Here is a 14,591-nt window from a genome sequence, read left to right on the forward strand (position 1 = left end):
AAAAATAAGATCTTTATATTTGCAACATAATTGCATTAAGCAAAGATACAAGAAAAGACAATAATACATGGATTGTCTTTTTTAAAGTTTAGCAAAAATATCCGGTTTCGGGAATGAAAAAAAAATTTATCATAATCAATGTGCTTCTGTCTATGGCAGTATTGTTTTCAATACTGTTCCAGTCGGTACATGCTTATGGTCATCATTCTGAACAAATTGTAGCAAAATATTCGCATCAGCATTCTAAAAACAAAACGGATATCAATAACAATCACAGCGTTTCTGAAAAATGTTTCAGTTGTGATTTTAGTTTTAGCTCATTTACTACCACTGATTTTTATGTATTTCCTTTCTATAAAAATAACTTAGTAAAGGCTTCTATTTCATTATTTCACCAACAATCTCCTTCTTTTTTCAAAGGCAGTCTTTTCTCGCTTCGGGGACCTCCCATATTTTAAAATAGCTAAAGAACAAATCATTTCATATTTGAAATGATACGCTTTTATGTATTTTAAAATAAAATAATGTCGAAGAAAATTCACGTTTTTTTCTGGCTTATACTGTTTGGCAATAGCATTTATTCGCAAAACACAATAAGTGGAAAAATAACATGCCAGGAGCCTATTAGCTTCTCTGGCATCCATATTCATATTGGTCAAAAAATTAGTAGTAGCGATGCTTCAGGGAATTATAGTGTTAATAATTTGCCTAATGGCGCTACAAAAATTTTTATTTCACATCTTGGATACCAATCCATAGATACCGTTATTGACTTAAAAAGCAGTTTGAAAATCGGTTTTAAACTGAAGCTGAACATCACCAAACTGCATGAAGTAGTCATTCAGCAAAAGAACAATAGTAGTACTAAATCGGTCGCTGAACAGCAAATCAAATTAGAAACGATTGAAAAATACAGCAATCAAACATTAGGCGATGTATTGAAAGAAGTAGCTGGGATTTCGAGTCTAAAAACGGGAAATACTGTTGTGAAACCGATTATAAATGGATTGTACGGAAGCAGAGTTCCAGTAATTAACAACAATGTAAAACTGGAAGACCAACAATGGGGAACGGAACACGCACCCAATTTTGATGTGAATGCTGCCAGCAAAATCACGGTTATAAAAGGCGCTTCGGGCTTGCAATACGGTGGTGATGCCATTGGCGGTTTAGTAATCATTGAACCTCTAAGCGTGAAAAAAGACACTCTTTTTGGTAAAACTATTCTAAATCTGGATTCCAATGGCAAAGGAGGTTCGATCAGTTCCAGTATTCATAAAGGAAATGATTTAGGTTGGAGTTGGAATGCTTTGGGGACTCTCAAATACATGGGCGACAAGCAAACCGCAGCATATGTTTTATCGAATACAGGAAATCGGGAAGCTAATTTTTCGGGAGATATTAAATATGCTGCAAAAAAATACAATGCTACTGCTTTTTACAGCTATTACAAATCGGTAATTGGAATTTTGAGTGCTTCGCATACTGGAAATGTGAACGATTTGTACCAATCGATTAACAATAAATTGCCGTCAGTTATAAATGATTTTACGTATAACATTAAAAATCCCAAACAAGATGTCGAACATCAAATTGCCAAATTCAATTTCAATTATTACTTCAATGAATCGGCTTTTGTATCATTTCAATATGCTTTCCAATTCAATAAAAGATTAGAATATGATGTGCGAAGAGGCGATTATAAAAATACTGCCGCTTTAGATTTGGATTTAAAAACTAATTCGCTAAACATTGATTTCAAAAAATCAGGGCACGACTGGAATTTCAAATCGGGACTGAGTGCGGCAACGCAAAACAATTATGCGAATCCGGCAACAGGAATTCGCCCGTTGATTCCTAATTATGACAAAATTGATTTTGGCGCTTACGGAATTGCGAGCTACAATTTTTCAGACAGTTTTTCTGTCGATGGTGGATTGCGATATGATTTTTCAAAAATTGATGCGACCAAATATTACCAAAAATCAAGATGGGATGAACGAGGCTTCAATGAGGAATTTTCAAAATTTATAGTTGGCGATTACGGAACGCAATGGCTTACCAAACCCAATTTTACTTTACATAATATTTCAGCTAGTGCTGGTTTTCATAAAAAACTGGAAAACAATTGGGATATTTTTACTAATCTAAGTTTTGCATCTAGAAACCCAAATCCTTCCGAGTTTTTTAGTGATGGATTGCATCATTCCACTGGTGTGATTGAGTTGGGCGATTTGAATTTGGACAAAGAACAATCGACTAAATTATCAGTAACTATCCAGAAGAAATTCAATCAATTTTCTTTCGAAATCAATCCTTACATCAATCACATTCAGGATTACATCTTTTTGAAACCCGTTGGTTTTGAAACTACCATTCGGGGTGCTTTCCCTGTTTGGGAATACCAGCAAACTAATGCACACCTTCTAGGAATCGATGTTCAAACGCATTGGGATATTAACAATTATTGGCAACATTCATTTTCATTAGCGTATGTAAACGGAAAAGATCGTAGCAAAAATGAGCCTTTAATTGATATGCCACCATTGAATTTGAATAACAAAATTCGTTTTTCTAAAAAAGAATGGAACCAGCTTATTCTGGAATTAAAGAGTGAAATTGTATTGCAACAAAACCAATATCCTGACAATAATTTTTATACAAATATTATCAAAGACAACGAATTTGAATCAGTTTTAGTAGACATCAGCACGCCTCCACCAGCCTATCATTTGTTGCATTTTTATTCGGAGATGAAATTCAACACTTTCAAGAATACAAACACAACCGTAGCATTTTCTATTCAAAATATTTTCAATGTTTCCTATCGGGATTATTTAAACCGTCAACGCTTTTTTGCTGATGAAATCGGACGAAGCTTTCAAATCCAACTCAAATTCAATTATTAAACTTTTATATCCCTTAATTTAAATTCAAACAAAATGAAAACAATTCAGAAATCAAAACAATTCAAATTTTACGCCCTTGCGCTTGTGGCTGCACTCACTTTTTCTTCTTGTAGCAATGACGATGACAATCCAGCTCCGCCAGTGAATGAAGAAGAATTAATTACTACTGTTACGGCAATTTATACTCCTGTAGGCGGCGGAACGGCTGTAACCTTACAATACAAAGATTTAGATGGCGAAGGCGCAAATCCACCAGTAATTACTGTCTCCAGTGATTTCGAAAAGAACAAAACTTACAATGGAACGGTAACTTTTAAAAATGAGTTAGCAAATCCTGCCGAAGATATTACTCCTGAAATCCTTGAAGAAGGCGTAGATCATCAACTTTTTTATCAAACAACAGGCACATTAAATCCTTTTACATACGGAACAGCAAGCAGTAATTTTGATAAAAACGGAAAGCCAATTGGTTTACAATCTGTTTTTGCAACTACTGGAGCCGCTTCTGGAAAACTAACTATCACTTTAAGACACACGCCAAATAAATCAGGAGCGAACGTTTCGGCTGGAGACATCACAAATGCAGCTGGCTCAACCGATGCCGAAGTTTCTTTCTCAATTTCAGTTCAATAAAAAATCATAAATCACTAATTTAAATATCCCAATGAAAAACAAATTCAACAAACTGCTTTTTTTATTCGCCTTATCTGCTTTTGCCGTGTCTTGTAGCAATGACGATGACAATCACGATGAGCATTCAGAAGAAACTGCTCAAGAGTATAAATACTTAAGAATCTTAGTTTCTGACGAAAAAACCACAGAGCTTTCATTTGTTAATCCAATAGATGGAACAGCAACATTTTTTAATGCTAAATTTCCAAAATCGGCACTTTATACTACTGAATCTGGAAGATTTGCTGGAATTATCCACAGAGCAGACAACGCAGTGGAAACTTTCGACAGCGGATTTGAATTCCACGGCGACCATGTGGATACCAAAGGAACGCCTAAATTTGGAGCTTTAACTGGACAATCGCTTTCGCCTACACACTTCAAAAGTAAATTAGGAGAATTACTAACTTTTAATGATGGCGATGGTACTTTATCTATTGGTAAAGAATCCGAAATTCATACTGTTGGTGCAAAATTCACCACCATTAATGCAGGACTTATGGCGCATCACGGTGCTATGGCCAGTTTTAAAAACGGAACTTACGCGATTACTGAAAAAGACAATTCTGTTGCAGGAACACTTCCTGAAAAAGTAAAAATTATTGATAATACAGGAAAAACATTGTTTGATGCAAAATTAGTAACCAAAGGAATTCACGGAAATGCAACTGATGGAACTTATGCGGTTTTTGGTTCAGCAAGCGGAATTCTGGTTGTAGAAAGCAACGGCAACCAGAAATACATTGCACATCCTGCTGATTTTGGCACAGCTTGGTTTGGTAGTATTATAGAAACAGCTTATGCCGGAAAGTTTATAGGTTACACCGCTGCCAAAGGCGCTTATTTAATTGATGTAGTCAACAAAAGTGTTACTCCCATTTTTGAAAATACAAAAATCATGCAATGTAAAGTAAGCTACAATCATAAGAAACTAGGAATCTTATTGCATTCAGGTGAATTTAGATTATTTGACTTGAATAATTTACAAGCCGAAAAAACAGCTACTATCATTGCTGCAACTGTTGAAAACTCCACTCAAAAACCACAGTTGGAATTAACAGAACGATTTGCTTACATCACCTCACCAACAACTGGAGAATTGCTTCAAGCAAACCTTTCTACTTTGGCTGTTACGAAAATAAAAACATCTGCTACACCTTACCGCATTACCATTTTTGGTCATGAAAATAGTGCCGGACATTAATCTCTTAAACGAAAAATAATCAAAGGCATGCAGCAATGTATGCCTTTTTTAGTACAACAAAGAACCCATTCCACACTTAAACAACTGGTTTTCTGAATTATTTCAAAAAATTATTTCGTTAATCAAATATTATTTTTAGTTTTGTCTAAATATTTGTTTATTACAAACTAAATCATAATTGTGAAAAATCTAATTTTATCATTTGTCTTTCTTTTACCTATTCTTGTTTTGGCTCAGACCAACATCAAGGGCAGGATTATGTCTGACGGAAAGCCGTTACAGCAGGCTAACATTGTTTTAAAAAAATATAAACTTTCTACTACAAGCAATGCTGAGGGCTTTTATAGCTTAAAAAACATTAATCCTGGCGAATACGAAATTGCAGCATCTTATTCCGGTTTAAAAACAGAAAGCCAAAAAATTACGATAACTGATACTACTGAAATTGTAGTTGATTTCTATTTAAAAGAAAACAATGCACTGGATGAAGTGGTGGTTACCGGAACATTAAAAACGGTGAACCGTATGGAAAGTCCGGTTCCTGTAGAGGTTTACAAACCTGCTTTTTTTAAAAAAAACCCAACAGCCAACATTTTTGAAGCCTTGCAAAATGTCAACGGTGTGCGTCCACAGTTAAATTGTAATGTTTGCAACACGGGAGATATTCACATCAACGGATTGGAAGGACCTTATACCCTGGTTTTAATTGACGGAATGCCTATTGTGAGCGGACTTTCGACTGTTTATGGATTATCAGGAATTCCGAATTCATTATTGGAACGAATAGAAATTGTGAAAGGACCGGCTTCTTCTTTATATGGAAGTGAAGCTGTAGGTGGTTTAATCAATATTATCACTAAAAATCCAAAGAACGCTCCTCTTTTTTCGGCTGATGCCTTTGCTACCGATTGGGGTGAAATCAATATCGATTTAGGTTTCAAAACAAGTGTCAGCAAAACAGCATCCGTACTAACTGGAATCAATTATTTCAATTACAGCAACCCAATTGATAATAACAACGACAACTTCACCGATGTGACTTTACAGGATCGAATTTCGGTTTTCCAAAAATGGAATTTCAATCGAAAAAGCAACAAAATATTCTCTATGGCAGGCCGTTTTTTCTATGAAGACCGATGGGGGGGCGAATTGCAATGGGAGAAAAAATACCGTGGCGGAAGTGACATTTATGGTGAAAGTATTTACACCAAACGTTGGGAATTATTAGGAGCTTACGAATTGCCTGTAAAAGAAAAAATATTATTCTCATTTTCATACACCGACCACGACCAAAATTCGGTTTACGGAAACATGCCTTATCTGGCAAAACAGCGCATTGGTTTTGGACAGCTGACTTTAGACAAAAAAATTGACCAACATGATTTGCTTTTTGGTACAGCCATACGTTACCAATATTATAACGACAACACCCCTGCAACGGTTAAAGAAGACATCAATTGGATTCCGAGTTTGTTTGTTCAGGACGAAGTAACATTGCATGAAAATCATAAACTTCTTCTGGGCGCACGATACGATTACAACAAAAATCACGGCAATATTTTTACACCAAGATTGGCTTACAAATGGAAATTTAACGACAATAATATTCTGCGATTCAACACAGGAACCGGTTTCAGGATTGTCAATCTCTTTACCGAAGAACACGCCGCATTGACCGGTTCCCGTGATGTGATTGTACTGGAAGAATTGAAACCGGAGCGATCTTATAACGCTAATTTGAATTATTTAAAAAAAATATTTACCAATAATGGTAATTTTATCGGGCTGGAAACTTCGGCTTGGTACACCCATTTCACCAATTCGATTATACCGGATTATGATACCAATCCGAATCAGATTATTTACAAAAACTTAGACGGATACGCTGTTACGAAAGGAATCAGTACCAATATCGACATGGTTTTTCAAAACGGTCTCAAAGTCATTTTAGGCGCAACATTTATGGATGTTGCCAAAACCGAAAACGGAATCAAAACCCGCCAAATGTTGACGGAAAAATTCACCGGAACCTGGGCTATTTCGTACCGAATCAATAAATTATTCCTTGATGTTGACTATACCGGAAATCTCTACGGCCCAATGCGACTTCCTACTTTAGGCAATTTAGATCCCAGAAAAGACTATTCGCCTACATGGAGCATTCAGAACATTCAGTTTACCTTCAATAAGTTTAAAAATATCGAAATTTATGCTGGTATAAAAAACCTGTTGAACTGGACTCCTAACAAAGGAAATCCGTTTATCATTGCCCGTACCCACGATCCTTTTGATAAAAATGTTGATTATGACACCAACGGAAATGTCATTCAAAATAATGATCCCAATGACCCTAAATACAATCCGTATGCTCTAACTTTCGATCCCGGTTATGTTTATGGGCCGAACCAAGACATTCGAAGCTTTTTCGGATTGCGCTATACTTTGAAATAATGAAAAAATGGTTTTACATAGTATTTTTCTTTTGGGCAATTCCATCCGGTTTTGCCCAATTGAAAATCCATACGTTTGAAGAAGCCGAACAATTAGCCGTAAAAAACCCAAAGCCCTTTGTCATTTTTACCCATACTTCCTGGTGCAAAATCTGCAAAATGATGGAAAATTCGACCTTCAAAAACCCTGAAATCATTAAGGTATTAAATACTGATTTTTACTTCATTTCATTAGATGCAGAAAGCAAAGAAGACATTTTTTTCAACAATCATAGATTTAAATTCAAACCACAAGGCCGAAACACAGGAATTCATGAACTCGCAACAGCCTTGGCAACTATCGATTCTGAAGTAATTTACCCTACCCTCACCATCTTAGAAGCTGATTTTTCAATTGTTTTCCAAAGACATTCGCTGCTAAATGCTAAGGACTTACTTGTCATTCTCGAAAAAATAAAATAATTGGTTACTTTTGAGAAGAATTCGCTTCTCATCCTATGAAACACTTCCATTATATTTTTACTGGTTCTGGTTTAGCCGCTTTAATGACGGTCTATAAAATGGTACAATCCGGAAAGTATAATGATAAAAGCATTTTATTATTGGATGAAAATTCGAAAAAAACAAATGACAGAACCTGGTGTTTTTGGGAAAAAGAAAATTCAATTTGGAATTCCATCGTTTCAAAAAAATGGAATTATGCTTTGTTTGCCAATGAAGATTTTTATCGAAATTTAGAATTACACCCCTATCAATACTGCAAAATTCAAGGATTGGATTTTTACAATTTTGTTTTTGAATTGCTTTCGAAACAAAAAAACATCACTTTTCTAAATGAAAAAGTAACCGACATCAACGAACTCGAAAATCATGTTTATGTCGCTACCGAAAACAATTCGTTTACTTGTGATCAGGTTTTTAATTCCGTTTATAATAAAGCTGCCGCAACAACGCAAACGAAATTTCCAGTATTACAACAGCATTTTATTGGATGGACTATAAAATCAACCGAAGCCGTTTTCAATCCGGAGCAGGCTACTTTTATGGATTTTTCGGTTGAACAAAAAGGAAATACAAGATTCATGTATGTGTTACCTGTTTCTAAAAATGAAGCGCTAATAGAATATACACTTTTCTCAGCCGAACTTTTAAAACAAGAAGAATACGAAACCGAAATCGAAAATTACATTCAGAGACTAGGCATTCAAAACTTCGAAATTACCGAAAAAGAACAAGGCAGCATCCCGATGACTTGTTATCCTTTTTGGAAAAAAAACACCAAAAAAGTCCTGAATATTGGCACTGCCGGCGGATGGACTAAGGCCAGTACGGGTTATACTTTTAAAAATGCGGATAAAAAATCATCGCAATTAGTCCGTTTTCTTCAACAAGAAAACGATCTTAGAAAATTCCACCGACAAAATAAATTCTGGTTCTACGACTTGCTTTTATTAGATATTTTACACCGCGAAAATGAATTGGGTTCCCGTATATTTTCGTCGTTGTTTAAAAACGGAAATCCGGCTTTAATTTTCAAATTTCTGGATGAAGAAACCACTTTTTCCGAAGATATTCAGGTAATTCTAAAATGCCCTAAAATAATTTTCATCAAAGCCTTATTCAGGTCGGGGCGTTATTTATAATCCTCACAAATGCTTATCAAACTATAACAAAACTTTATAATCCAAACCAAGGAATTCGGGAGATTCTTTGTAACTTTGCCTATTCAAAAATTACAAATTTAAACACAAAAGATATGTATCCACAAGAAATGGTAATTCCAATGCAAGCGGAACTAACAGCTGCAGGATTTCAAGATTTACATAGTGCACAAGAAGTTGATAACGCTATCAAATCAGAAGGAACAACATTAGTTGTTGTAAACTCTGTTTGTGGTTGTGCTGCAAGAAATGCACGTCCGGGAGCTAAAATGAGTTTAGAAGGTGCTAAAAAACCAGACCATTTAATCACTGTTTTTGCAGGAGTTGACAAAGAAGCAGTAGATGCTGCAAGACAACATATGTTTCCTTTTCCTCCATCATCGCCATCTATGGCTTTGTTCAAAAACGGAGAATTGGTTCACATGTTAGAGCGTCACCACATTGAAGGTCGTCCAGCTGAAATGATTGCTGAGAACTTGCAAGATGCTTACAACGAATTTTGCTAATTAACCGCTAAGAAAAAAAAGTTTTTTCGTTAAGTTCGCAAAGATTTCAACCGCAGATCCACAGATTTTAATGTGAATTTGCGGTTTTTTTATTTAACCATTAAAGAAATTAAGAAAATTTAGCATCTGAATTTACCACTAAGTTCGCAAAGCTTTACACAAAGAATATAAAAATTTTAACCGCAGATTCACAGATTATATCAAAAAAATCTGCGAATCTGCGGTTGTTTTTAATATACTTGCGACCTTTGCGCAAAACTTTGCAAACTTTGCGGTTAAAAAATAATTCACATGGAAAAAACCATCAACTTCACTGTTATTGAAAACGGAATTCAAATCCCGATTGCAACGCGTCATGGCAGTTATCCCAGCCTAATGTATTTGCTAAAGGAAGAACTACAATTGGAAAGTTTTGGCGAATGCGGCGGTGTGGGTCGATGTGCCACCTGTGTGGTAACAACAAAAGGAATTAGTGGCAATTCAGCATTAAAAGACCGTAACGAACCCGTAACCTTATCCAAATTAGGATTTCACGAAGCAGCCATTCGTCTGTCCTGCCAAATCCACATCACTGCCGATTTAAACGGAGCTGAAATTAGAATTTTAGAACTTTAAGCCGAAAAATTTACTGCTTACAAAACACCAGTTTATTTTACTTCTTTGATTGCATTACTGTCAATCCAGCCTTCACTTCCGTCAGTTAACTGAATTTTTTTCCAATTATCTACTGTTTCTTTTACAAAAACTTTGGTTCCTTCATGCAAAATAACAACGCTGGCTCCCTTGTTTTGTGGTTCACTTTTTACATCGGTCATTTCGGCAAAAACAATAGCCGGTCTTTCGTTTTTAAAGTGGCTTTTCTCAAAAATAGCCGAGGCAACACTTAACAATAAAAGCAAAAACATCACAAACATTCCGGCAAAAAACAATCTTTTGTGTAATGTCAAAGCCGAAAAATAGTATCCTAAAAACGAAACTAAAAACAAAACTGAAAAAGCAACCGAAATCCAAGCCCAGCTATTGTAATGATATAAAGCTGTAAAATCACGCAACAATTTTGCAAAACCTACTTTAGGCACTTCTTTTATCTCATCTACAGTACGTTTTTGAGCAAATTTCAGGTTATTAGCAATCTCGCTATCATTAGGTTTCAGCACTAAAGCTTTCTCATAATTGTAAATAGCCGGTGCTACTTTATTCAACTTATAATAGCAATTTCCTAAATTAAAATACAACTCAGCCGAATGTTTTTTAGCTGTCAATTCGGATGTATAAGCATCAATGGCTTGTTCGTACTTACCATTTTTGTACAAGCTATTTCCTTTGTCAAAGTTATTTTGAGCAAAGAAAATCTGGCTTACTAACAATACTATATAAACTATGTTTTTCATTTTTTGTGCTCTTTGTGCCTTCTTAGTGTCCTTTGGTGGTTAATCTTTTAAGAAAGCTGTTTTTCTAAATCCGAAATTATGCTTACTGCTTTTTCATAATCTTTCTGAATACTTGCACTTGATGATGGTGCATATCGGGCAAACTCGCAATTTTCAGTTAGCGTGATAAAATCATTTACAGCCTCCGGATTGGCCTTTTTAGACAATAAAATTTCCTTGATATTATCTTTACTCATCTCTGAGGTTTCAATATGCAATTTAGCTTTCAGGAAATTGTGCATGGCTTTTTCCAATGCCACATAAAACGGCTCCTTATTATTAATTTGTTTCTTAGCTTCTGATAAATACTTCTTCGCCAAACGATTGTTTCTCTTGATTCGGTTTCCTACGACATCACCATCAATAGCTTCTTTTTTCTTTTTAGCCAATACAATTACAGGTATTAATCCAAAAGGAATCAGCAACAAACTGTAAAACAATTTAGATCCAAAGAAATCTTTCATTGCCATTGGTTCTAACTTAGTTTCTAACTTAATGTACTTGAATTGCTCATTAGCAACCACCGCATTTTTTTGACTTCCGGACTGAGCCACAACCGCATCAGTAGGAGTTGGCCCATCAAGAACACTTACCACAATTTCTTGCGAACTAATGGTTTTGTATCTTCCTGTTTTCAAATCAAAATAGGAGAACTGCAAAGGTTTTATAGGATAATCGCCTTTGTATTGCGGAATAATGGTATAACTATCGGATATTTTTCCTGTCATTCCCGAAAGTGGTGTATTCACCTGCTCAGTATGCACTGCATCATACATCTCTAAAGCATTAGGCACTTCAGGTTTTGGTAAATTAAATAATTTTAAATTCCCTTTACCCGCTACACTTACTACTAAATCTAAGCTTTCACCATTTTTAAGACTGGTTTTTGTAGGCGTAACTCTAAAATCAAAACTACCTACAGCTCCCGAAAAATCAGCAGGTTTCCCGGCTTCGGGCAATGCTTTTACCGAAATAGTTTTAGCTCCGGTAGAAACCCTCTTACGGTCTTCTTTGATAAGCATTTGTCCAAACATATTTCTGCGATTGGTAGGCAATTGCACATCAATATCCAACGAAAGCGGTTCTATGGTTAATTTTCCGGATTTTTGCGGATATAAAACTACTTTTTTAAGTACAATATAACGGAAATTCTGTCCCTTAAACATTCCTTCTTCAACAACAAACTGCTTAACATCAATATTTTGACTCCAAAAATCGTTGTATTTTGGTTTATTTACTTCTTCCGAATTTGTGATTCCGATATTATTAAAATACAATTTATAAACCAAGGTGATAGGCTCGTTGATGTATGGATTTGATTTAGAAACATCGGCTACTAAATACAAATTATGATCTGCCGAAACACTAATGTCATTAGGATCTCTGGGCTGTTCAATAGCATTAGTAACATTCACCCTTACCGGATTAGTTTTATATACTTTTCCGTTGTATTCAATAGTAGCCTGTTTGATAACTAAACTTCCTTTTTGATTGGGAATCAAATAATAAGTATAGATTTTTTCAAAAGAACTCTTGCCGTTTATCCATGACTGGCTCACTTGCTGCATAGGCCCTGCTACAACCCGAAAGCCTTCAAAAGAAGGTTCGTTAAAATTGTCTCCATCAATATTCATGAAAAAATCAACCTGTAATCTTTCGTTCAGACCAAGCGTGTTCTTGCTTACTTTGGCCTCAAACTGTACCTGAGCCCAAAGTCCCTGAAAACTTAACAATAGGAATACTAAATATCTTTTCATTTTTGTTCCTCTCCCAGTTAAAACGGAGTATATTATATTATTTTTAAAATCTTAATTATCTATCGTTTTCTGTAGATTATCTAATTGGAAAATTCTTCAATTATTTTACCAATCTTTCTCTGTTTGAATCGATTTTCCTTTTACTTTTTTAGCGTTAACCTTGTCCTGAATTTTCTTTTCTTCATTGTTTACCGCATCCAAAAGATTTTTTAAACGGTCTGGAGAAATTCCTCCCGGCTGTGGTTTTGGCGGCTGATTTGGATCTTGTTTGTCTTTTCCGTCTTTCTTATCCTGATTTTTCTTGTCCTGATCCTTTTTATCCTGATCTTTCTTGTCTTGGTCTTTTTTATCCTGGTCTTGCTTGTCCTTATTTTTATCTTTGTTTTTATTCTTGTCTTTGTCGTTCTTATCGTTTTTTGGGGGATTTTCTTTTAGCATTTTTTTAGCTAATGCAAAATTGTATCTGGTTTCCTCGTCCTTAGGATTGTTTCTCAAAGCATTTTTATAGGCTTCTACCGCTTCAGTATAATTTTTCTCTTTCATAAATACGTTTCCTAAATTATGCAAGGCTTTGTATTTTTGAATTCGGGATCTCGCATTTTTTAAAGCTTTTGCATAAGCGTACTTGGCTTCAGAAGCTTGATTTTGCTTATAAATAGCATTTCCTAAATTATACGGAGCTACAGAACGATTAGGGAATTTAGAATTCGATATTCGATAATCAGCCTCAGCATCGGCATATTTACTTTCATTGTATTCATCATTCGCTTTAGGCAAAGTTTTGTCTTTTTCCTGAGCAAACAAGCCTCCAATCCCCCAAAGGAGAAACAAGAAAACCAATATGAAATATTTCTTAATCATGTTTAATTTTGTTACTATAACTTTTAAGTTCTGTTCCCTCCCCCTTTTGGAGTCGGTGGGCTATTTTTCTTCGTTAAATAAGTTTAACTTCTTCACCCAGTTGGTTTTTTTCTCTAAAAGGAATAAATCCAAAAATAAAAGCACAAAGGCAAATCCTAAAAACCATTGAAACTGCGATTGGAAATCGGCCATCTGAGTCGATTCAAATTCGGTTTTCTGGATATTATCTAATGTTTTTTTGATGTACTCCACAACTTCTTTGGTATTATTACCGCTTACATAACCACCTTTAGTCGCTTTTGCGATAGCTTCTAAATCGGCTTGATTTAATTTGGTAATGACCACTTCATCATTTTGATCTCTTTGATAACTTTCAACAACACCATTTCTTTTTAACGGAATCGTTGCTCCTTTTGGCGTTCCTATTCCTATAGTAACAATACGCATTCCTTGTTTATTAGCCTCTTCAGCGGCTTCCTGTGCTCCTTCGGAATGGTCTTCTCCATCTGAAATTAAAATCAACAACTTAGAAGTTTTGCTTTTTTCCTCAAAATAAGTTGCCGACAATTTAATAGCTTCATCCAATGAGGTTCCTCTTGAAGAAACAATATCGGTATTCATGCTTTGCAAAAACATCTTGGCCACACTATAATCAGTCGTTATAGGCAAAACCGGGAAAGCACTTCCGGCATAAGCTACAATCCCTATTCGGTCACTCCCTAACTGGTTGATAATTTGTGAAACCAGCTGTTTGCTTTTTTCCAATCTATTGGGTGCTACATCTTCGGCTAGCATACTTTTAGAAACGTCCATTGCAAAAACAATATCAATTCCTTCTCGTTTTACTGTTTCTAATTTAGTCCCAATTTTAGGATTTACCAATCCGATAATCAGTCCTAACAATGCCAATAAAAGCACCACTAATTTTAAAACAGGCTTAAAAACAGAACGCTCCGGACTTAATTTTTTCACCATTTCTAAATCACCAAATTCCTGTTGTTTTTTTCTTTTCCAATACATATTAAAAAAGAAAAGCAACACCACAAGAGGCAATATAAAAAGTAAGTACAAATATTTTTTTTCGTCTAATTCCATAATAATTTTTGATTTTTGATTAACGATTTTTGATTGCAGAAAGCAA

General features: G+C 35.2%; 13 protein-coding genes. 9 read left to right on the plus strand and 4 right to left on the minus strand.

Annotated elements, in window-relative coordinates:
* The first annotated feature begins 113 nt into the window (after window positions 1–113).
* The 9 genes from BIW12_RS05670 (at window position 114) to BIW12_RS05710 (ending at window position 10,017) form a co-directional block, all read left to right on the plus strand.
* A complete protein-coding gene (locus BIW12_RS05670) occupies window positions 114–458 on the plus strand; it encodes a hypothetical protein (RefSeq protein WP_071184206.1) in 345 nt (114 codons plus the stop codon).
* 66 nt (window positions 459–524) lie between these two features.
* Window positions 525–2,909, plus strand: a complete 2,385-nt coding sequence (locus BIW12_RS05675) for a TonB-dependent receptor domain-containing protein (RefSeq protein WP_071184207.1) — start codon at window positions 525–527, stop codon at window positions 2,907–2,909.
* Window positions 2,910–2,942: 33 nt separating this feature from the next.
* Window positions 2,943–3,542 carry a hypothetical protein gene (locus BIW12_RS05680; protein WP_071184208.1) on the plus strand — a complete coding sequence of 200 codons (600 nt, stop codon included), beginning with the start codon at window positions 2,943–2,945 and terminating at the stop codon, window positions 3,540–3,542.
* 31 nt (window positions 3,543–3,573) lie between these two features.
* Window positions 3,574–4,785: a hypothetical protein gene (locus BIW12_RS05685; RefSeq protein ID WP_071184209.1), complete on the plus strand. Its 1,212-nt coding sequence runs from the start codon at window positions 3,574–3,576 to the stop codon at window positions 4,783–4,785.
* A gap of 180 nt (window positions 4,786–4,965) precedes the next feature.
* Window positions 4,966–7,236, plus strand: coding sequence for a TonB-dependent receptor (locus tag BIW12_RS05690; RefSeq protein WP_071184210.1), 2,271 nt, complete (start codon window positions 4,966–4,968; stop codon window positions 7,234–7,236).
* Entirely contained in the window at window positions 7,236–7,697 is a 462-nt protein-coding gene (locus BIW12_RS05695) for a thioredoxin family protein (protein ID WP_071184211.1), read from the plus strand. The genes BIW12_RS05690 and BIW12_RS05695 overlap by 1 nt, the downstream gene beginning before the upstream one ends.
* A 35-nt stretch (window positions 7,698–7,732) precedes the next feature.
* Entirely contained in the window at window positions 7,733–8,878 is a 1,146-nt protein-coding gene (locus BIW12_RS05700; RefSeq protein ID WP_071184212.1) for a lycopene cyclase family protein, read from the plus strand.
* A gap of 113 nt (window positions 8,879–8,991) precedes the next feature.
* Window positions 8,992–9,402 carry a BrxA/BrxB family bacilliredoxin gene (locus BIW12_RS05705; RefSeq protein ID WP_071184213.1) on the plus strand — a complete coding sequence of 137 codons (411 nt, stop codon included), beginning with the start codon at window positions 8,992–8,994 and terminating at the stop codon, window positions 9,400–9,402.
* A 291-nt stretch (window positions 9,403–9,693) separates the two neighbouring features.
* Entirely contained in the window at window positions 9,694–10,017 is a 324-nt protein-coding gene (locus BIW12_RS05710) for a 2Fe-2S iron-sulfur cluster-binding family protein (protein ID WP_083382054.1), read from the plus strand.
* A gap of 32 nt (window positions 10,018–10,049) precedes the next feature.
* Here BIW12_RS05710 and BIW12_RS05715 read toward each other — a convergent pair whose 3' ends face one another.
* The 4 genes from BIW12_RS05715 to BIW12_RS05730 all read right to left on the minus strand — a co-directional run bounded on the left by BIW12_RS05715 (window position 10,050) and on the right by BIW12_RS05730 (window position 14,545).
* On the minus strand, window positions 10,050–10,793 hold the full coding sequence (locus BIW12_RS05715; protein ID WP_071184215.1) for a tetratricopeptide repeat protein: 744 nt from the start codon (window positions 10,791–10,793) through the stop codon (window positions 10,050–10,052).
* Between the two features lie 47 nt (window positions 10,794–10,840).
* Window positions 10,841–12,589 (minus strand): BatD family protein, encoded by a 1,749-nt coding sequence (locus BIW12_RS05720; RefSeq protein ID WP_071184216.1) that lies wholly within the window; start codon window positions 12,587–12,589, stop codon window positions 10,841–10,843.
* A gap of 105 nt (window positions 12,590–12,694) precedes the next feature.
* The gene (locus BIW12_RS05725; protein ID WP_071184217.1) at window positions 12,695–13,450 is read right to left on the minus strand and encodes a tetratricopeptide repeat protein; all 756 of its coding nucleotides are present in this window, start codon (window positions 13,448–13,450) and stop codon (window positions 12,695–12,697) included.
* 60 nt (window positions 13,451–13,510) lie between these two features.
* A complete protein-coding gene (locus tag BIW12_RS05730) occupies window positions 13,511–14,545 on the minus strand; it encodes a VWA domain-containing protein (RefSeq protein ID WP_071184218.1) in 1,035 nt (344 codons plus the stop codon).
* Window positions 14,546–14,591: the final 46 nt, after the last annotated feature.

The organism is Flavobacterium commune (assembly GCF_001857965.1).
Classification (GTDB): Bacteria; Bacteroidota; Bacteroidia; order Flavobacteriales; family Flavobacteriaceae; genus Flavobacterium; species Flavobacterium commune.

Bases quoted from the DNA above. Each gene is read 5' to 3' on its own strand.
- BIW12_RS05670 (WP_071184206.1), top strand. From the start codon at position 114: ATGAAAAAAAAATTTATCATAATCAATGTGCTTCTGTCTATGGCAGTA.
- BIW12_RS05675 (WP_071184207.1), top strand. From the start codon at position 525: ATGTCGAAGAAAATTCACGTTTTTTTCTGGCTTATACTGTTTGGCAAT.
- BIW12_RS05680 (WP_071184208.1), top strand. From the start codon at position 2,943: ATGAAAACAATTCAGAAATCAAAACAATTCAAATTTTACGCCCTTGCG.
- BIW12_RS05685 (WP_071184209.1), top strand. From the start codon at position 3,574: ATGAAAAACAAATTCAACAAACTGCTTTTTTTATTCGCCTTATCTGCT.
- BIW12_RS05695 (WP_071184211.1), top strand. From the start codon at position 7,236: ATGAAAAAATGGTTTTACATAGTATTTTTCTTTTGGGCAATTCCATCC.
- BIW12_RS05700 (WP_071184212.1), top strand. From the start codon at position 7,733: ATGAAACACTTCCATTATATTTTTACTGGTTCTGGTTTAGCCGCTTTA.
- BIW12_RS05705 (WP_071184213.1), top strand. From the start codon at position 8,992: ATGTATCCACAAGAAATGGTAATTCCAATGCAAGCGGAACTAACAGCT.
- BIW12_RS05710 (WP_083382054.1), top strand. From the start codon at position 9,694: ATGGAAAAAACCATCAACTTCACTGTTATTGAAAACGGAATTCAAATC.
- BIW12_RS05715 (WP_071184215.1), bottom strand. From the start codon at position 10,793: ATGAAAAACATAGTTTATATAGTATTGTTAGTAAGCCAGATTTTCTTT.
- BIW12_RS05720 (WP_071184216.1), bottom strand. From the start codon at position 12,589: ATGAAAAGATATTTAGTATTCCTATTGTTAAGTTTTCAGGGACTTTGG.
- BIW12_RS05725 (WP_071184217.1), bottom strand. From the start codon at position 13,450: ATGATTAAGAAATATTTCATATTGGTTTTCTTGTTTCTCCTTTGGGGG.
- BIW12_RS05730 (WP_071184218.1), bottom strand. From the start codon at position 14,545: ATGGAATTAGACGAAAAAAAATATTTGTACTTACTTTTTATATTGCCT.